This window comes from Pseudarthrobacter quantipunctorum, from assembly GCF_045291495.1.
Taxonomy (GTDB): Bacteria; Actinomycetota; Actinomycetes; order Actinomycetales; family Micrococcaceae; genus Arthrobacter; species Arthrobacter quantipunctorum.
The window spans coordinates 3,816,873-3,835,382 of the sequence record NZ_CP148033.1; the positions used below are offsets into that span (position 1 = coordinate 3,816,873).

The following is an 18,510-nucleotide window of genomic DNA, read 5'->3' on the forward strand; positions in this document are numbered from 1 at the left end:
AAGGGCGGGGTTTTTCAAGGAAAGGCCGACGGCGGCGCGGCGGCGGTCTGGGAGGGGCGGCCTACTCGTAAACGTGCGGGGCCAGGGTGCCCACGAAGTCCAGGTTGCGGTACTTCTCTGCGTAGTCCAGGCCGTAGCCAACCACGAATTCGTTGGGGATGTCATAGCCCACGTACTTAACGTCGATCTCCACCTTGGCGGCAGTGGGCTTGCGGAAGGCGGTGCAGATCTCCACCGATGCCGTGCCGCGTGATTCCAGGTTGGTCTTCAGCCATGACAGGGTGAGGCCGGAGTCGATGATGTCCTCGACGATCAGGACGTCCTTGCCCATGAGGTCCGTGTCCAGGTCCTTCAGGATGCGGACAACCCCGGAGGACTGGGTGCCGGACCCGTAGGAGGACACAGCCATCCAGTCCATGGAAATGTGGCTGTGCAGCGCCCGGGCCAGGTCCGCCATGACCATCACCGCGCCCTTGAGCACGCCCACGATGAGGATTTCGCGGCCCTCGTAGTCCTTGTCGATCTGGGCAGCGAGTTCGGTGATCCGCTGCTGGATCTGTTCCTTGGTGTAGAGAACGTGCTTGAGGTCTGCCTGGACGTCGTTTGAATCCACCAATGGCTCCTGTGTAGATGCGGGGGTGCGACTATTTTGCGGGCGGCTCTTGGGGCCGGAGTACTAGCTTCCCACAGCGTGCGGCTTCGCGGGGAACGGGTTTGGCTTTGCCGCCGGCAGCCGGGCCGTCCGCGGCTTCGGCGCTGGCCAGCTGGGCGAGGGACAGGCGGTAGGCGCTCACTCCGCCGGGTAGTTCCACCGGCCCCGCCGAACCATGCCGCCGCAGCAGCGCCTCCGCCGCCAAAAGGCGCTGGTAGCTGGGCTGCTGCCCGCCGACGTCGGCCGCGGCCTTGGCGATCACACGGTACCGGATGGCAGGGGGCAAGGCGCGCAACGCCTCCTCCGGAAGGCTCAGTTCCGGGCCGTTGCGCTCCACCATTGACGCAAAGGTGGCTTCCGCCACATCTTCGAGGTAGTCGGCGTCCAGCTGCAGGATGGAGGCTGTCCGGGCCAGGGATTCCGCCACTCCGGGACCCAGTTTTTCCTCCAGGTGGGGCAGGACCTCCACCCGCGTCCGGGACCGGGCATAGGACGGGTCCCGGTTGGTGGGATCATGCCAGGGCTGGAGCTCTTCCACCTCGCAGATCTCTTCCGTATCCGCCCGGCGAAGCCCCAGGAACGGCCGCAGCAGAGCGCCCCTCGCGGGCCTCATGCCTGCAAGCGAGCGCGTGCCCGAGCCGCGCGCCAGGCCCAGGAGCACCTGTTCGGCCTGGTCATCCAGCGTGTGGCCCAGCAGGATTGCCGCGGCCCCCTGGGCTGCCGCTGCCGTTTCGAGTGCGGCGTGCCGGGCCTCCCGCGCTGCCGCCTCCGGTCCCATGCCTTCTCCGGCCACCGTGACGGTCCGGATTTCCACAGGGCCCAGGCCCAGCTCCTTCAGGGTTTCCGCGGTCCTGGCCGCGACCTGCGCTGACCCTTCCTGCAATTGGTGGTCCACGACTGCCGCGCCCACCGTCACCGGGTGGCCGTCCACGTGGCCGCGCCGGGCAAAGTAGGCGGCCACGGCGGCCAGTGCCAGGGAGTCCGGGCCGCCGCTGCAGGCAACCAGGACGTGGCGGGGATAGCCGGCCTGCGCCAGCGCGTCCCCCAGGGCTTTACGCGCCTTGCCGACGACGGGCGCCAGCCTGCCCGGCCGTCGTCGTCCGCTGCTGGAACCGCCCGTGGAACCGCTAGTGGAACCGCTAACGGCAGCCTGCTGGACGGAATCCGCGGCGGCCGCATCAACGGCGGCAGTGGCCTCAGGTTGCTGGCTGCCCGGCAATCAGAGTCCCATCCGCTCAAGCCACAGCTTGGCGTCGTGGATCTCGGGTTCGGTGGGCAGGTGGTCCGCGGACTCCCAGACCTTGTTGAAGCCCTCCATGCCGGCTGCGTCCACCACGGCCCGGACAAACCTTGCGCCGTCGGAATACTGGCGCATTTTCGCGTCCAGTCCCAGGAGGCTGCGGATGAATTTCTCGATCACGCCGCGGTCCTTGCCGCGGTCATTGAACCGCTGCCGGATGGTCTTGACGGACGGGATGATGCTGGCATCCACGGCGTCCATCACCACATTCGCGTGGCCTTCCAGGAGGCTCATGACGGCGGTCAGGTGCGAGATGGCGGCCTTTTCCTCCGGGTCCTGCAGGAGGTCGAGAATGGCGCCCCGGCCGGGAGTGTTCCCTGTGCCGGTCCGGTCCTTCAGCGAGCGGGCAGCAGCAGTGGCGCGATCCATCAGGGAATCGACGTTGCCCAGCAGGTGCACGCTCAGTTGGTCGATCTGCTCCAGCATGTGATGCCGGAGCCAAGGGGCGGCGGCGAACTGCACACGGTGGGTCTGCTCGTGCAGGCACACCCAGAGCCGGAAATCCTCCGGGGTGACGTTGAGTTCGCGCTCCACGGCCACAATGTTCGGGGCCACGAGCAGGAGCCGGCCGGCCGGAGGTGCGGTGGACCCTTCGGCAAGGGCCGCGAAGGGATCGTACTGGCCAAGGACCTTGCTGGCCAGGAATGCCAGGACGGCGCCGAGCTGGCTTCCGGTGATGGCCCCGCTGACGCTCGCGGCGCTTGGGCTCAGGTTTCCCTGCCTGCTTTCCAGCATCTTTTCCATGGCGGGTTTGAGCATCACGGCGAAGCTCTGCGTATTGGCCTTGGCCCAGGACGCGCGGTCCACCACCAGCACGGAGGAGTCGCGGAGGTCGCGGGCGGCTTCCAGCCCGGTGATCTCATGGACATGGTCAACAGACACATCCGCCAGGCGCCGCAGGCTGTCCACGGCCTCGCTGATGGCCGCCTGGTCCAGCACGGGCCCGGCCGGAGCCAGGCGCGCGGCGGTGGAGGCGGCAAGGTCCCAGTTGATCAGGGACTGTGCCGTGGCGGACAACGTCTTGGCTGACGACTCGCGTGCAGTGGACTCCATGGTTCCCATCAGAACACAGCAGGCTGGGGATAGTCCTTAAGTTCGCTCACCGGCGAACCATCCGCCCACCATGAGTGGCGCGGCGCCGCAGGGGGCGGCGCTGGGCAGGGCCGTTCATGCGGGGCAAGCCACCTTTCCGCTTAACGTCCCGCCCTAGCGGCAGCCGCAGCCCGCGAGCGCGGTGGCGGCGCGGTCCAGCGCTTCCTTATTTCCTGCCGCACCGGGACTCAGCCCGTTCCCAATAAAGGAAAAGACCAGCAGCCGGCCGTCCGCGTCCACCACGTAGCCGCTCAGTGCCAGCACGGCGTTAAGGGTGCCGGTCTTGGCGCGCACGAGCCCCGCGCCCCGGGCGGTGGCGGCATCACCGTACCGGGTGTCCAGGGTTCCGGAGAGGCCGGCCACCGGGAAGCCGTCCAGCGCAGCCCGGAGCCGGGTGTCAGTGCCGGAGGCGATGGCCCGCACCACCTCGGCAAACTGCCGGGCCGGGACCTGGTTGCCCATGGCCAGGCCGCACACGTCCACCAGCTTCATCCCCTCTGATGCCAGGCCAGCAGCGGCCAGCTGCGCGCCCACTGCCGCCGTGGCGCCGTCGTTACTGCCCGGCAGCCCGCCAGCCAGCGCCGTCAGCCGGCCCAACGCCTCCGCCAGGTAGTTGTCCGAGTCCTGGAGCATCAGGTTCACCTGCTCAGCAACGGTGGCCGACTGCACCTCGCCCAGCACCGCCGGCTGGCTGGTTCCCTCGGGGCTTGGCAGCGCCAGCGTGCCTGGTGCCGCCTGGGGCAGGCGTTCGACGGCGGCTGCCACGGTGAGTCCCGCGGCGGCACCGGCCGTCCGCAGCCGCGCGGCGAACTCCTCCCCTGCCGTCATTGCCGCATCCTGTGGGCGCGGGCCGGTGGTAACGGCGGGATCGTAGCGGGCGGAGTTCAATGCAAGGGGATATACGGGAGCAACTTCGCCGGCCGCCACGTCCCCTGACTGCCACGCCGGGTTCAGTGCGGGGCCGGAAAAGAGGGAATCGTCAACCAGCACCTTGATCTCCCCTGCCGCACCGCCTTCCTGCAGCGCCTCCACGGCCTGGGCCGTCAGCGTTGCCAGGCCTGCGTGGCCCATCACCTGTTCCGGGGCGGACTCGCCGGGCCCAAGAAGGACGTCGCCGCCGCCAACCAGCACCACCTGACCCGGCGCCGGCCCGGCGACAGCCTGGGTGGTAAAGCGGTGTTCCGGGCCCAGGGACCGCAGGGCGGCGACCGCCGCCAGCAGCTTCATGTTGGACGCCGGCACCCGGGCTTCCGAACCGCCACGGTCAAACAGCACCTGGCCCGTGAGAGCGTCCTGCACCAGACCGGTGAAGGTCCCGCCGCCGTCGGTCTTCAACAGCGGCTCCAGCTGGGCACTGACGCTGGACGGGAGGGGCACCGGGGCAGAGCCATCCGGCGGGGCGAGTCCCTGAACGGCGGAAAGAGTGGCCGGAACCTGCTGCCAGGCGGGTGCGGGCGGAGCGGGGGCCGGTGGTTCCGGTCCAAGGAAGCCCGGCGCCACCAACAGGGCTGCCGGAAGGGCGAGGGCCACCAGAAGTGCCGACAGCAGGACCAACGGCCAGGACGTCCGCACGCCGTTGGCGCCGCTCCGCGCCGCCTGCCGGGCACGGCCAAGCCACTGATCCGTACTGCCCGATGTGGTCATGCCGGTGCCAATCCCCAAGTCCTGAAATTTCCCCACAAGTTCCTGATTCCAGGGCCTCTCGCTATATCCTCGATAATAGTCGGCGGCACTGACAGTCCTTTGATTGCCTGTCAGAAGTGCCGCGAACCCCCCGAATTGCCGAGGAGCATTCCATGAAGCATGACGTGACCATCGAGATCCCCAAGGGATCACGCGTCAAGTACGAAGTCGACCACGAGACCGGCCGCGTCCGCCTGGACCGCGTCCTCTTCACCTCCATGCAGTACCCCACGCACTACGGGTTCTTCGAAAACACCCTGGGCGAGGACGGTGACCCGCTGGACGCACTGGTGCTCCTGCAGGACTTCGACCTGCACCCCGGCGTCATCGTCGAATCCCGCCCCATCGGCGTGTTCAACATGACCGACGACGGCGGCGGAGACGCCAAGGTCCTGTGCGTTCCCGTTGACGCCCGTTTTGACCACATCCAGGAAGTCAGCGACGTCAGTGAGTTCCTGATCAAGGAAATCGAGCACTTCTTCACCCGTTACAAGGACCTGGAGCCGGGCAAGTGGGTCAAGGCCGAGGGCTGGGGCGACCGCGCCGCCGCCGAGGCGGAGCTGGAAGCCTCCATCAAACGCTACGTGCCCACGGGCCACTAGTCCCCACCGTCTCCCTCACAATTTACGCTCGACGGCGGGTGGTGCGGTTCTCAACGAACCTCACCACCCGCCGTCGTCATTCCTGGAGTTTTTGTCCAGATATGCAGGCTTCGCCGCCGGCAATGTCAAGTGGTGGGAGCAACGCGGGGTGGTTAGGCCGCTTGCAGCAGCTGGTTTAGCCGGTTGGCTGGGGTGTCGAGGTTGAGGGTCGGTCGGGGGCGGCGGTTGAGCTTTGCCGCGATGCGGTTGAGGTCCTCAGGGGTATGGGCCGAGAGGTCGGAGCCTTTTTCGAACCAGAACCGCAGGAGCCGGTTGGTGTTTTCATTGGTGCCGCGCTGCCAGGGCGAGTGCGGGTCGCAGAAATAGAGCGTGGTTTCCAGCGCGGTCTGGATCTTCGCGTAGCCGGCGAGTTCTGTGCCGCGGTCCCAGGTGATCGAGCGGCGCAGGTGCTCCGGGAGGTTCGCCATTTCCCGGATCATCGCGGCGGCGACGGTTTCGGCGGTGTGGTCCCCGGGCAGGTGCAGCAGGATCGTGAACCGGGTTGAGCGCTCCACGAGAGTGCCGATCGCGGTCCCGTCAGAACCGATGATCAAGTCACCTTCCCAGTGCCCGGGGACTGCCCGGTCCTGGACCTCGGCGGGGCGTTCGCTGATCTTGAACGCCTCCTTGTAGGGGCTGCTCTTGAGCCGGTCGGCGGTGTGGGGGATGCGTTGTTTACGTTTCAGGCTGAGGTTTTCGGCCAGGTCTTTCCGCAGGCTTCCGCGGGTTTGGACGTATAGGGCCTGGTAGATCGTCTCGTGGCTCACCTGCATAGTCTGGTCACCGGCAAAGTAAAACGCCAGCATCGACGAGATCAGCTTAGGGCTCCACCCATCGTCCATCCACACCGCGATCAGCCGGCACAAATCCTCGTCCTCGATGAGCTTGAAGGGCTTGGGCCGGCGGCGTGCCTGATGGGCTCTGGTGTGCGCGACTTTAGCGTTGTACCTGCCCTCGGCGTCACAGTTGCGGTTGACCTCCCGCCAGATGACGGACTTGTCCCGTCCGATGGCCGCACCGATCTTCGCGTAGCTCATCCCGGCTTGCCGGCCCATCTGAATCATCCCCCTCTCGGCTTCGCTTAGTGCCCGCCCGCAGGAGACCTCCACGGACGGGGCAGGATCTGCCAGGCCGCCATGGGCCGAGATGCTCAGCGTCATCTGACCAGACTCGGCCCACCACTTCTTCCCGGTCCCGCGCGAGGCTCCGACACGCCGTGCAGCCTCACTGACGGACGCGCCGGAGCACACCAAATCAAGAAAATCATCACGAACATGGACAGGAAACAACTTCGGCATCAAACGCTCCATCAATCAGAGCGTTGCAACCACCATATGAATCTGCCGCCCGCCAAGCCTGCATACGTGGACAAAAACTCCCAGGAAACTGTGGAATCGTTGCCCTGTGAGTTCCGAGCCCTTGTTTACTCCCCCATGCGGTCCTGTCACAGGCTGGCGGGACGGCAACGTCCTCCGCGCCACCGGGATTCCATACGCCACCGCCGGGCGTTTCCAGCCGCCGGTTCCGGCACCTGACTGGACCGAACCGTACGCTGCAACCTCCCCCGCCCCCGCCTGCCCGCAGGGGCCGGTGCCGTTCCTGGACGACATCCTGGGCACCCGGTACGGGGAACTGCCGGGCAGCGAGGACTGCCAGAACCTGTCCATCACCATGCCCGCTGACGTGGACCTTTCCAGCCCGGAAAGCTTGCAACTGCCCGTGATGGTGTGGATCCATGGCGGTTCCTACACCACCGGATCCGGCGACCTTGCCATCTTTGACCCGGCAGTGCTGGTGGCCGAGAACCGCGTGATTGTGGTCTCGGTGACCTACCGGCTGGGGCTGTTCGGGTTCCTGGCAACCCGCTCTGGCCGGCCTGCCAACCTGGGCCTGCTGGACCAGCTCGAGGCCTTCCGCTGGGTGCAGCGCAACATCTCCGCATTTGGCGGCGACCCCGGCCGGGTGACTGCTTTCGGCCAGTCCGCGGGCGGTGACGCGATCGCCCACTTGATGGCGACGCCCGAAGCGCCGGCCCTGTTCCAGCGTGCCATCATCCAAAGCGCCCCCTTGGGCATCTCCCGGGGCCGGGCAAAAATGAACCATGCCATGGGCATCGCCGCCGAGGCCGTTAGCGAAGAGACTCCCGCCATGGAGGTGGTGGAGCGGGAGGACCATGTGGCGCAGGTGGCCCGGAAGTTTGGGATGCTGGCCGCGATGCCGTTCGGGACGCAGTACGGGCACGCGCCCCTGCCGGAGGAAGCCGGGATCGAGGACGCCTGGAACCGCTCCGCGCCCGGCATCGAGATCCTGATCGGCCACACCTCGGAGGAGGCGAGGCTCTTCCTCCCCCGCAGCCCCTACCTCAGCCGGCTGGATGGTATTCCGGTTGCCGGGCCGGCCGCCCTCAGGGCCATCAACTGGGTGGTCACCGAAACCGTCTACGGCCGGGCGGCCCGGAAGTTCGCGCGCCGGCACGTCCTGGCCGGCGGCATGGCCCACCGTTACGAGCTGCACTGGCATGCCCCGGGGAACGTCCTTGGCGCCGCGCACACCATCGACCTTCCGCTGCTCTTCGGGAACCGGAACACCTGGGATGGCGCGGGCCTGATCTCCGGTGCCGGCTGGGAGGATGTGGACGCCGTGGGGCGGGAACTGCGGGCGCTTTGGTCACGTTTTGCCCGCGGTGACAGCCTTGGCGAAAAAGGCGGCATCCCGGGCGCCCTCCAGTACACCTCGGAGCGGCCTGATCAGGCCCGCCGGCGTCCCCGGGTGGTGGAAACTGCGGTGCGGATCGCCTCCACCAGGATGTCCTGGCGCTGGAAGTAGGCATTGTGGCCGGCGTCGGCTACAACCAGGAGGCGGGCACCGGGCACCGTGGCGGCAACGTGCTCCGCGCCCCGGCGGATGCGCGGCCTCTCCCCGTCCCCGATCAGCACCACCAGCGGGCTGACCACTGATTCCAGGCCCTGCTGGAAGGCTTCGACGTCATGCGGGTCAGCGCTGAGGAACTCCCCCTGGCTGTGTTCGAGGCTGCGCGGGTGCCGGGCGGCTTCAATGGCCGTAGCGGTTGAACGGACCCTGATATAGCGGGCAAAGTCCTTCGGGTTGTCCGCGATCCACCGCTCCGTGAAGGAGTTTCCCACGCCCAGCCAGATCCGCTCATCCTGGTCGAGCGAGCTGAAGACCTCGAACTTTTCCGGCTGGCCTTCCTGTCCCGGCGGCGGCACCACCAGCGGCCATCCCATCCCGCAGACCACCAGGGCAGCCGCGCTGCCGGGGTGGCGGACGGCCCAGCGGAGCGTGGTCATGCCGCCCATGGACTGCCCCACAATAATGGGGTCTTCAAGGCCCAGGGAGCTGATGAAATGCTCCAGCTCCTCGGCCCGGTCAACCAGCGGGCCCTGCCGTGGGGAGTTCGATGACCAGCCGTGATCGTACGTGTCGTACGCCAGCACCCGGAAGTCCCGCCCGAGGTCCTGGATGATCGGTTCCCAGCACGCCGCGGCCGAGGCATGCCCATGCAGCAGCACCACCGGCTGGCCGCGGCCTGCGTCCGTGTAGTGGATGTCGTTGCCGAGCACATCGAGCCATGGCATGAGGATGTTCCTTTCGGGCCTGGCCAGCCGGCCGGCCCACCACCCACCAGCCTTGCAGAACCACGGCAGGTCGTCATCCAATGTCCACCGCGGACGGCGTCGGCCGGCGCCAGGCGGCGGCGGTAGAGTCTGGTCACGTGAAGACGCTCGGAGTGGACCTGGCCGCGGCTGCCAAAAAGACGGCCGTGGCAGTCATCGAGTGGAGCCGCGGATCAGCCCGGCTGGTGCACCTCGGGCTGGACGTCCAGGACCAGGAAATCGTCTCGCTCTTCGGCACCAGCGACATGACCGGTGTGGACTGCCCTGTCGGCTGGCCGGACGCGCTGATTCCGTTTCTTGCCGGCCACCTGGCCTTCGACGCCGGGCCCGTCCTGGAGTACGACGGCATAGAAGGACGGCGGCTGCTGGCCTACCGGGACACGGACCGGTATGTCACGGGCCGGACAGGCCTGATACCGCTGAGTGTTTCGGCCGACAGGCTGGCGCATCCCGCCATGCGGTGCGCCGTGATCCAGGCAAAAATCGCCGCGCTCCACGAACCGCAGCTCCGGGACGGTTCCGGACGCCTTGCGGAGGTCTACCCGGCCGCTTCGCTCAAGGTCTGGGGCTTGAACGCCCGGGGCTACAAGGGACGGGGCGGTTCCGAGGCGGAACGGCTTGCCGCGCTCCTTGACACCCTGAGTGAGCAGGCTCCCTGGCTGGACCTGCAGGGCTACGGGGATCAGCTGGCTGGCTCGGACGACATGTTCGACGCCGTCATCGCCTCGCTCACGGCCCGCGCCGTGGCCCTCGGGCTGACGGAGCGTCCTGGCGAAGCCCATGTGGAGGCCGCCCGCACCGAGGGCTGGATCCACCTGCCCTCGTGCGGCCTCGACGGACTGGTCACCTAAAAGACTTTTTGTCCAAATAAGACGACTTTGCCCCGGGCAGATTCATATGGTGGTTGCAACGCTCTGATTGATGGAGCGTTTGATGCCGAAGTTGTTTCCTGTCCATGTTCGTGATGATTTTCTTGATTTGGTGTGCTCCGGCGCGTCCGTCAGTGAGGCTGCACGGCGTGTCGGAGCCTCGCGCGGGACCGGGAAGAAGTGGTGGGCCGAGTCTGGTCAGATGACGCTGAGCATCTCGGCCCATGGCGGCCTGGCAGATCCTGCCCCGTCCGTGGAGGTCTCCTGCGGGCGGGCACTAAGCGAAGCCGAGAGGGGGATGATTCAGATGGGCCGGCAAGCCGGGATGAGCTACGCGAAGATCGGTGCGGCCATCGGACGGGACAAGTCCGTCATCTGGCGGGAGGTCAACCGCAACTGTGACGCCGAGGGCAGGTACAACGCTAAAGTCGCGCACACCAGAGCCCATCAGGCACGCCGCCGGCCCAAGCCCTTCAAGCTCATCGAGGACGAGGATTTGTGCCGGCTGATCGCGGTGTGGATGGACGATGGGTGGAGCCCTAAGCTGATCTCGTCGATGCTGGCGTTTTACTTTGCCGGTGACCAGACTATGCAGGTGAGCCACGAGACGATCTACCAGGCCCTATACGTCCAAACCCGCGGAAGCCTGCGGAAAGACCTGGCCGAAAACCTCAGCCTGAAACGTAAACAACGCATCCCCCACACCGCCGACCGGCTCAAGAGCAGCCCCTACAAGGAGGCGTTCAAGATCAGCGAACGCCCCGCCGAGGTCCAGGACCGGGCAGTCCCCGGGCACTGGGAAGGTGACTTGATCATCGGTTCTGACGGGACCGCGATCGGCACTCTCGTGGAGCGCTCAACCCGGTTCACGATCCTGCTGCACCTGCCCGGGGACCACACCGCCGAAACCGTCGCCGCCGCGATGATCCGGGAAATGGCGAACCTCCCGGAGCACCTGCGCCGCTCGATCACCTGGGACCGCGGCACAGAACTCGCCGGCTACGCGAAGATCCAGACCGCGCTGGAAACCACGCTCTATTTCTGCGACCCGCACTCGCCCTGGCAGCGCGGCACCAATGAAAACACCAACCGGCTCCTGCGGTTCTGGTTCGAAAAAGGCTCCGACCTCTCGGCCCATACCCCTGAGGACCTCAACCGCATCGCGGCAAAGCTCAACCGCCGCCCCCGACCGACCCTCAACCTCGACACCCCAGCCAACCGGCTAAACCAGCTGCTGCAAGCGGCCTAACCACCCCGCGTTGCTCCCACCACTTGACATTGCCCCGTCGGAAGTCCGCATATCTGGACAAAAACTCCTGTGAGTCAGCCGAGCTGCCAGTTCCGGATCTCCTCCGGGTCCTCACCGTGCGTGCGGGTGTGTTCCCGGGCCCGCATCCGCCGGTCCTGGAGGCTCTGGCGGAGGGACGAATGCCGCTCGGCCAGCCCGGGCACCCGGTCGATGGCGTCAATGGCCAGCTGGAACCGGTCAATGCCGTTCAGCATGGCCATGTCGAACGGCGTGGTGGTGGTCCCCTCTTCCTTGTAGCCCCGCACGTGCAGCCCGTCCTGGTTGCTGCGGCGGTAGGCAAGCCGGTGGATCAGCGCGGGATAGCCGTGGTAGGCGAAGATGATGGGCTTGTCCGCCGTGAAGATCCCGTCGAAGTCCCGCGCCGGGAGCCCGTGCGGGTGCTCGCTCACGTCCTGCAGCCGCATCAGATCCACCACGTTCACCACCCGGACTTTCAGCCCGGGCGCACCCTCCCGCAGCAGTTCCGCCGCTGCCACCGTCTCCACCGTGGGCACGTCGCCCGCGCAGGCCATCACGACGTCGGGCTCCTCGCCGGGGACCTCCGACCCGGCGAAGTCCCAGATCCCCAGCCCCCGGCGGCAGTGGTTGGCGGCGTCGGCCGGGCCCAGCCACGTGGGTGAGGGCTGCTTGCCGCTGACCACGATGTTCACATAATCCGTGGATGCCAGGCAGTGGGCCATGACGCAGAGCAGGGTGTTGGCGTCGGCCGGCAGGTACACCCGGATGACCTCGGCCTTCTTGTTCACGGCGTGGTCAATGAACCCGGGGTCCTGGTGCGAGAACCCGTTATGGTCCTGCTGCCAGACGTGGGAGGACAGCAGGTAGTTCAGCGAGGGCACCGGCTGGCGCCAGGACAGCTGCCGGTGCACCTTAAGCCACTTGGCGTGCTGGTTGAACATGGAGTCGACAATGTGGATGAAGGCCTCGTAGCAGCTGAAGACGCCGTGCCGGCCGGTCAGGAGGTAGCCTTCCAGCCAGCCCTGGCACAGGTGTTCGCTGAGCACCTCCATCACCCTGCCGGACCGCGCTAGGTGCTCGTCGCCGTCGTCAATCCGGTACTGCCACACCTTGTCGGTGACCTCGTAGACGTCTTGCAGGCGGTTGGACGCAGTCTCGTCCGGGCCGAAAAGCCGGAAGGTTTCCATGTTCAGCGAGATGACGTCCCGCATCCACGAGCCGAGCGTGATCATCGGGCTGACGCGGTCCGTCCCGGGCTCCGGGACTTCGACGGCGTGGTCCCGGTAGGCGGGCAGCTTCAGGGCCTTGCGGAGCAGCCCGCCGTTGGCGTGAGGCGTGGCGCTCATCCTGAGTGGTCCGGCGGGTGCTGCCCCGGCGACGTCGGGCCGCAGCCGCCCGTCGCCGTCGAACAATTCCTCCGGCCGGTAGGACTGGAGCCACTCTTCCAGCTGCTTCAGGTGCCCGGCGTCGGTCCGGACCTCCGCGAGCGGCACCTGGTGGCTCCGCCACGTCCCTTCAACCTGCAGCCCGTCCACCACGCGCGGCCCCGTCCAGCCTTTGGGCGAGCGCAGGACGATCATGGGCCAGCGCGGGGCACCATCAAGATCTTCCGTACCGGGCTGCGGCGTCCGCCGGGAATCCTGGATGGTGCGGATATCCGCCAGGCACCGGTCCAGTACCTCGGCAAAATCCCGGTGCGCCTGTTCGGTGTTCTCCGGGTCCTTGACCGTGACGAAATACGGCTCATGGCCGTAGCCGCGCAAGAGCTGTTCCAGCTGCTCTTCGGGCATCCGGGCCAGGATGGTGGGGTTGGCGATCTTGTAGCCGTTCAGGTGCAGGATGGGCAGCACGGCACCGTCCGCGGCCGGGTCCAGGAAGTTGTGGGAGTGCCAGCTGGCGGCGAGCGGCCCGGTTTCCGCCTCGCCGTCGCCAATGACGACGGCGGTGACCAGCTGGGGATTGTCCAGCACCGAGCCGTAGGCGTGGGCCAGGGAGTACCCGAGTTCCCCGCCCTCACTGATGGAGCCGGGGGTTTCGGGAGCGGCATGGCTGGGGATGCCGCCCGGGTAGGAAAACTGTCGGAAAAGCTCGGCCATGCCGTCGGCGTCATTGCCCACATGGCCATAGATCTCGGAGTAGGTGCCTTCCAGCCAGGCGTTGGCGACGACGGCGGGCCCGCCATGGCCGGGACCTGCCACGAAGAGCATCTCGGCGGAGTCGCGGCGGATCACGCGGTTAAGGTGGGCGTAGACGAAGTTCAGGCCGGGAGTGGTGCCCCAATGGCCCAGGAGCCGGGATTTGGTGTGCTCGGCCTTCAGCGGTTCACGCAGCAGCGGGTTGGAACGGAGGTAGATCTGTCCGACGGAAAGATAATTGGCGGCGCGCCACCAGCGGTCCACAAGTTCAAGTTCGTCGGGCCCAATGCTGCTGGTCATAACCGTCCTCACGTCGCGTATGGCCCCCTTGTTGGTCGCCGCCGGGGCCGGCCGTTCCCCCATCGCACCAGATGGGCCAGCGCGAGGCAACCCCGCTTGCCCTGGGGCTGCTACCAACCGGTAGTCTTTGGATTCAGATGTTCACGCTGACAATCAACCAGACGGATAGCCGGCGCGATGGCGACCGGGTGCCGCAGCTCCTCAAGGACCTGCGGCATATTCCTGCGCGCCTCGACTTCGACCGGTCGGTGGAAGACGAGGTCCAGGGCATCGTGGACTGTCCGCACCAGGCGGTGGAGGCCGCAATGATCGCGCTCCGCTGCGGTTCCTGGTACGTGGGGATCGGCGTCGGGCCTGTCAACGAGCCGCTGCCAAACCAGATCAAGGACGCGTCCGGCCACGGCCTGGTGTACGCGCGGCGTGCCGTGGACCGGCTCCGGAACAGCAAGGAACGGGTTCCCGTTGCGGTGGAGGGGCCGCTGGCGGACATCGCCCATGACGCAGAGGCCGTACTGCGGCTGCTGGGGTATATCGTGCGGGACAGGTCCGGCGCCGAATGGCGGGTGCTTGACCTGATGACCCCCGGCGTCCGCGGCCAGCAGAAGGCGGTGGCCCAGGAACTGGGAATCACCACGCAGGCCGTGAGCAAGGCGGTGGCGCGGGCCCAGTGGAATGAGGAGCACGCGGCCCGGCCGGCGGCGGCCAGATTGCTGGCCCTGATCCTTGAAGTGCGCTAGCAGCTGCCTGCGTTAGCGCTGGGTCGCGGCCATCACCGGTTCGCCGTTGAAGTATTCCAGCTGCCAGCCGTCAATGGCATGGTGGTGCGCCAGGTTCAGCACCGCGTTGTCGATGCTGGTCAGGGTACTTCCCACGGCGCGGCTGAGGGTGACCCTCAGGAGCGTTCCGTGGGCGACGACGAGGAGCCGGCTGCCGCGGAATTCCGCGGCAAGCGCCTCGAGCGCCGCCAGCCCCCGGTCCGCTGCCTCCTCTTCGCTTTCGGCGCCGCGGAAACCACCGGGGACGCGCATTGCCTCCAGCTCGGGCCCTGCCTGCATGCCCTCGGCGGGGCCAAAGCTGCGCTCGGCCAGCTCCGGAACGCGGCGGACATCGCTGAGGCCCAGGCCAGCTGCGATCAGGTCCGCCGTTTCGGCGGCCCTGCTCAGCGGCGAGGACACGATCGCGTCCCATTCGTAAGAGGACAACACAGCGACGGCGTCGCGCGCCTGGACCCGGCCGACGTCGTTCAGGGGGATGTCAGTGGATCCCTGCAGCCGGCGCTGCGCATTCCAGTCTGTCTGGCCGTGGCGGATGAGGGCGAACGTCGTGAGGGTCATGCTGTCCATTCTGCCTTGTACGGCGTTAGAGCAGGCTGCGCAGCACGTGTGCGGCGCCGTCGTCGAACACGGAGTGGGTAACCTCGTCCGCAGCGGCGATGACTTCCTCCGGCGCCTGCCCCATGGCCACACCCCGTCCGGCCCAGCTGAGCATCTCGATGTCGTTGCGGCCGTCGCCGATGGCCACCGTGCGGTGCTGTTCGATGCCGAGCCTCCCCCGGAGGTTCTCCAGCGCGCTCGCTTTGGTCACTCCGGCCGCGGCGATGTCCAGCCAGGCCGTCCAGCCCACCGAGTAGGTGACCCCGGCGAGGCCCACGTGCTCAATCGCCTCGTTGAACTCTTCGGGGGTGTTCTCAGTGCTGAAAACCACCACGCGCACAGCCGTGGCTTCAAGCATGGTGTGGAAATCCACGCCCACAGCCTCGACGCCAAAACTCGGGTCCTGGAAGCGCTCGGTGGACAGGAAGTTCCCGTCAGCGTCCTCCAGCGCGTACTTGGCCGAGGGAAGCCGCTCGCGGAGCGCGCGGAGGGCGGGTCCGGGGTCGAAGGTGGCTTTGTGGATGACCTCGTAGCCGCCGTCCAGCCCGGGGTGGAGCCGCAGGGTGACTCCGCCGTTGCAGCAGACAGCGTAGCCGCGCTCGATCCCGATTTTCTCGATGATGGGCAATGTGGCGTTAAGGGACCGGCCCGTGGCGATCATGACCTCGTGCCCGGCAGCCACCACCGCCTGCGCGGATTCGCGGACGCCTGGGGACATGTGGCCGTCGTGGTCAACCAGCGTGCCGTCCACGTCCAGGGCGACCATCAGCTTCTGCCCGTTGTTGTTGTTTTCGTTGTCTCGCCGGTCATCGTTGCCGGCGACTGAGGTTTCAGTCAGCGTGGTCATTCACATAGTGAACCAGACGTCCCCCTGCCGCGCTAGGACGCAGGCCACAGATATGTTGAACACCGCATTAACATCCGCAGTTTGTTTCCCGGTGCGGGTGTTAATGTGAGAGCGCCGACCACTCCCAAGCTTGTTGGCAGATCATGGCTTTCAAGGTTCCGATCTGCGAACTAGCTTCTGATCCGAGGGCGCAGCCCGGCTGCGAGCAACCTACGTTTGAGTCGGCCGGGGTCTTCCAGGTCGGCCCAGCTCCAGCGCACAAAGCCGAAGCCCAACCGCCGGATCCGATCCTCGCGGAGCTTTTCCCGGTATACGGCCTCCTCTGCTGAGGCCTTGCCCCGGACAGCGGCCTCGACATACTTGGCCTTTCCGTCGAATTCCCCCACCACCCGCTGCTTGGGCCACCAGCAGTCTGCCCTGCCGATAAAGCCCTCCCCGTCATGAAAGGCGTGCTGCAATACGGGCTGTTCGAATCCAAGCAAGTCGAAAGCCGCCCGGCTGTAGGACTCACCAACGGACTCTGCCAGGGGGCTGGCCAGAACCGCCACCCTTTCCGCCCGGCGTCGAGCGGAAGCATGAGGGTGGGCCGCTATGCCATCAGCTATTGCCCGGATGGCAAGAAGACCCGCATCCGACGGCAGCCTTCCCTCGCGGCTAAGTATCCGAGCCAACCCGTCAGCCACCACCAGGGCTTCGGGGAAGCTGGCCGTGACCATAACGTCAACGGTTGTCCGGATCCGGCTTGTGCAGCGGTACTCCCCGTAAGCCACTGGTTCCACATCCGGCTTGAGGCAGTACCGCAGCGGGTACGAGCGCACTCCCCGCACCTGTTGTGCTGCACTGTCCTCCCCCACGACCATCAGGGGCGACCGCCGCACCCCGCTCCGTCCCGGCAGGGTGGTGGCCAGCTCAACGCAGGGAGGCGTGCGAAGGATGGGCAATCCACTGGCCAGCGCTGCCGTCTCCCCGCACAGCACGGCGCCCTTGACGGATCTGGTGATTGCCGCCGTCGACCAGGCGAAGCGCTCCGACGGCCGGGCCGTGAGCCAGTCGGCGGTCTGCACGTAGAAGCCCCGCCTGATACGGACAAGCCTTCCGGTCCGGAACTCGCGGTGGATAGCGTCCGTAGTCCCGCGCTCACGAAGGATGGCAGCGGAATCGATGAGCCCCGGCAAAATCTCCATGGGTCAAGGCTGGCCGGAACAGTTCGGGGAGTCAGCAGCGTGGCCGGGCTATGTGGACAATGCCTGGCACGGCTTGATTGATGCGCCGGAACTTTCTCGAACGCGCCAGGTCAGAAGCTTGTTCGCAGAACCTCATCTTGAAGGTTCGGATCCGCGAACAAGCTTAGGAGCGGTTGGAGGAAAGGGCAGCTACAGGACCGGGAGGACCTCAAGGCCGCCCAGGTACTTCTGCAGCGCCTTGGGCACGTTGACCGAGCCGTCCGCGTTCTGGTGGTGCTCCAGCAGCGCCACGATCCAGCGGGTGGTGGCCAGCGTGCCGTTCAGGGTGGCCACAGCGCGGGTGCCCTTGGCTACACCCTCCGGGTTGACCGCGCGTTCGCGGATGTTCAGGCGGCGGGCCTGGAAGGTGGTGCAGTTCGAGGTGGAGGTCAGCTCACGGTACGCGCCCTGGGTTGGAACCCAGGCCTCGCAGTCGAATTTCCGTGCGGCGGAGGTGCCAAGGTCGCCCGCAGCGGTGTCGATCACGCGGTAGGGCAGCTCGCACTTGGCAAGCATTTCCTCTTCCCACGCCAGCAGCCGCTGGTGCTCGGCGGCGGCTTCCTCGACTGTGGTGTAGATGAACATTTCCACCTTGTTGAACTGGTGGACCCGGATAATGCCGCGGGTGTCCTTGCCGTGCGAGCCGGCTTCGCGGCGGTAGCAGGAGCTCTGGCCCGCGTAGCGGATGGGGCCGGCGGAAAAGTCCAGGATTTCGTCTGCGTGGTATCCGGCCAGGGCTACTTCCGAGGTGCCCACCAGGTAGAGGTCGTCTTCGGCGAGCCGGTAGATCTCGGCGTCGTGCTGCACATCGAAGCCCGTGCCCTGCATGGTTTCCGGGCGCACCAGCGTGGGCGTGATCATCGGCACAAAACCGTTGTCGATGGCCTGGTCCATGGCCATCTGCAGCAGCGCCATCTCCAGCCGGGCGCCGACGCCGCGGAGGAAGTAGAAGCGGGCACCGGAAACCTTGGCGCCGCGCTCCATGTCGATGGCGCCGATCAGTTCGCCGATTTCCAGGTGGTCCCGGGGCTCAAAGTCGGGGAATTCACGCGGAGTACCTACGGTCTTGACCACCACGTAGTCGTCCTCGCCGCCCTCCGGAACGCCGTCCTCAATGACGTTGGGGATGGTGCGCAGCAGCTCTTCCTGCTTGGTCTGCGCGGCGTCGGCCTCGGCGGACGCGGCCTTGACCGCGTTGGCCAGCTCCTTGACCTCGGCCAGCAGGGCCTTCTTCTCATCGCCCTTCGCCTGGGCCACGTTCTTGCCGAACGCGTTCTGCTCGGCCCGGAGGTTCTCGAAGCGGATCAGCGCCGCACGGCGGGCGGCATCCGCGGAGATGATCGCGTCCACCACTGACTCGTCCGCGCGGCGGGCACGCTGGCTGGCACGGTATTTATCAGGGTTTTCGCTGAGGTCTTTTACGTCGATCACCACACAAGGGTATCCAATCCCGCGCACGACGGCGGGCGGCAGCGGGCGTGCCGGAGCCGGAG

The 18,510-nt window shown here is 66.9% G+C and carries 16 protein-coding genes; 5 read left to right on the forward strand and 11 right to left on the reverse strand.

Going from position 1 to position 18,510, the window contains the following annotated elements; translation table 11 throughout:
- Positions 1-61: 61 nt before the first annotated feature.
- The 4 genes from hpt to dacB form a co-directional block, all read right to left on the reverse strand.
- On the reverse strand, positions 62-613 hold the full coding sequence (gene hpt / locus WHH00_RS17415) for a hypoxanthine phosphoribosyltransferase (protein WP_041651844.1): 552 nt from the start codon (positions 611-613) through the stop codon (positions 62-64).
- A gap of 31 nt (positions 614-644) precedes the next feature.
- Positions 645-1,700, reverse strand: coding sequence for a tRNA lysidine(34) synthetase TilS (tilS, locus tag WHH00_RS17420; protein ID WP_406638663.1), 1,056 nt, complete (start codon positions 1,698-1,700; stop codon positions 645-647).
- A gap of 171 nt (positions 1,701-1,871) precedes the next feature.
- A complete protein-coding gene (locus tag WHH00_RS17425; RefSeq protein WP_406634750.1) occupies positions 1,872-3,005 on the reverse strand; it encodes a zinc-dependent metalloprotease in 1,134 nt (377 codons plus the stop codon).
- Positions 3,006-3,158: 153 nt separating this feature from the next.
- Complete coding sequence (dacB, locus tag WHH00_RS17430) at positions 3,159-4,688, reverse strand: D-alanyl-D-alanine carboxypeptidase/D-alanyl-D-alanine-endopeptidase (protein ID WP_406634751.1); 1,530 nt, start codon at positions 4,686-4,688, stop codon at positions 3,159-3,161.
- Positions 4,689-4,840: 152 nt separating this feature from the next.
- Here dacB and WHH00_RS17435 point away from each other — a divergent pair, with 152 nt between their 5' ends.
- Complete coding sequence (locus WHH00_RS17435) at positions 4,841-5,329, forward strand: inorganic diphosphatase (RefSeq protein WP_015935533.1); 489 nt, start codon at positions 4,841-4,843, stop codon at positions 5,327-5,329.
- Between the two features lie 152 nt (positions 5,330-5,481).
- Here the strand turns inward: WHH00_RS17435 and WHH00_RS17440 are convergent, their stop codons facing one another.
- Positions 5,482-6,666, reverse strand: coding sequence for an IS30 family transposase (locus WHH00_RS17440; RefSeq protein WP_374152828.1), 1,185 nt, complete (start codon positions 6,664-6,666; stop codon positions 5,482-5,484).
- A 106-nt stretch (positions 6,667-6,772) separates the two neighbouring features.
- On the opposite strand from WHH00_RS17440, the gene WHH00_RS17445 reads away from it, so the two are divergent.
- Complete coding sequence (locus WHH00_RS17445; RefSeq protein ID WP_406634754.1) at positions 6,773-8,194, forward strand: carboxylesterase family protein; 1,422 nt, start codon at positions 6,773-6,775, stop codon at positions 8,192-8,194.
- Here WHH00_RS17445 and WHH00_RS17450 read toward each other — a convergent pair.
- Positions 8,116-8,964, reverse strand: a complete 849-nt coding sequence (locus tag WHH00_RS17450; RefSeq protein ID WP_406634756.1) for an alpha/beta fold hydrolase — start codon at positions 8,962-8,964, stop codon at positions 8,116-8,118. The two genes, WHH00_RS17445 and WHH00_RS17450, sit on opposite strands and share 79 nt — an antisense overlap.
- Positions 8,965-9,101: 137 nt before the next feature.
- Here WHH00_RS17450 and WHH00_RS17455 point away from each other — a divergent pair, with 137 nt between their 5' ends.
- Positions 9,102-9,854: a DUF429 domain-containing protein gene (locus WHH00_RS17455; RefSeq protein WP_406634758.1), complete on the forward strand. Its 753-nt coding sequence runs from the start codon at positions 9,102-9,104 to the stop codon at positions 9,852-9,854.
- 82 nt (positions 9,855-9,936) lie between these two features.
- Positions 9,937-11,121: an IS30 family transposase gene (locus WHH00_RS17460; RefSeq protein WP_374152828.1), complete on the forward strand. Its 1,185-nt coding sequence runs from the start codon at positions 9,937-9,939 to the stop codon at positions 11,119-11,121.
- A gap of 74 nt (positions 11,122-11,195) precedes the next feature.
- Here the strand turns inward: WHH00_RS17460 and WHH00_RS17465 are convergent, their stop codons facing one another.
- Positions 11,196-13,574, reverse strand: coding sequence for a phosphoketolase (locus WHH00_RS17465; protein WP_406634760.1), 2,379 nt, complete (start codon positions 13,572-13,574; stop codon positions 11,196-11,198).
- Positions 13,575-13,711: 137 nt separating this feature from the next.
- Between WHH00_RS17465 and WHH00_RS17470 the strand changes: the two genes are divergently transcribed.
- Positions 13,712-14,311 carry a hypothetical protein gene (locus WHH00_RS17470; RefSeq protein ID WP_406634762.1) on the forward strand — a complete coding sequence of 200 codons (600 nt, stop codon included), beginning with the start codon at positions 13,712-13,714 and terminating at the stop codon, positions 14,309-14,311.
- Between the two features lie 12 nt (positions 14,312-14,323).
- On the opposite strand, the gene WHH00_RS17475 is transcribed toward WHH00_RS17470, so the two are convergent.
- From WHH00_RS17475 to serS, 4 genes are all read right to left on the reverse strand, one after another.
- Positions 14,324-14,908, reverse strand: coding sequence for a histidine phosphatase family protein (locus WHH00_RS17475; RefSeq protein WP_406634764.1), 585 nt, complete (start codon positions 14,906-14,908; stop codon positions 14,324-14,326).
- 25 nt (positions 14,909-14,933) lie between these two features.
- Positions 14,934-15,794 carry an HAD family hydrolase gene (locus tag WHH00_RS17480; RefSeq protein WP_406634766.1) on the reverse strand — a complete coding sequence of 287 codons (861 nt, stop codon included), beginning with the start codon at positions 15,792-15,794 and terminating at the stop codon, positions 14,934-14,936.
- Positions 15,795-15,964: 170 nt separating this feature from the next.
- Positions 15,965-16,978 carry a hypothetical protein gene (locus WHH00_RS17485; RefSeq protein ID WP_406634768.1) on the reverse strand — a complete coding sequence of 338 codons (1,014 nt, stop codon included), beginning with the start codon at positions 16,976-16,978 and terminating at the stop codon, positions 15,965-15,967.
- A gap of 189 nt (positions 16,979-17,167) precedes the next feature.
- Positions 17,168-18,448: a serine--tRNA ligase gene (gene serS, locus WHH00_RS17490; RefSeq protein ID WP_406634770.1), complete on the reverse strand. Its 1,281-nt coding sequence runs from the start codon at positions 18,446-18,448 to the stop codon at positions 17,168-17,170.
- Positions 18,449-18,510: the final 62 nt, after the last annotated feature.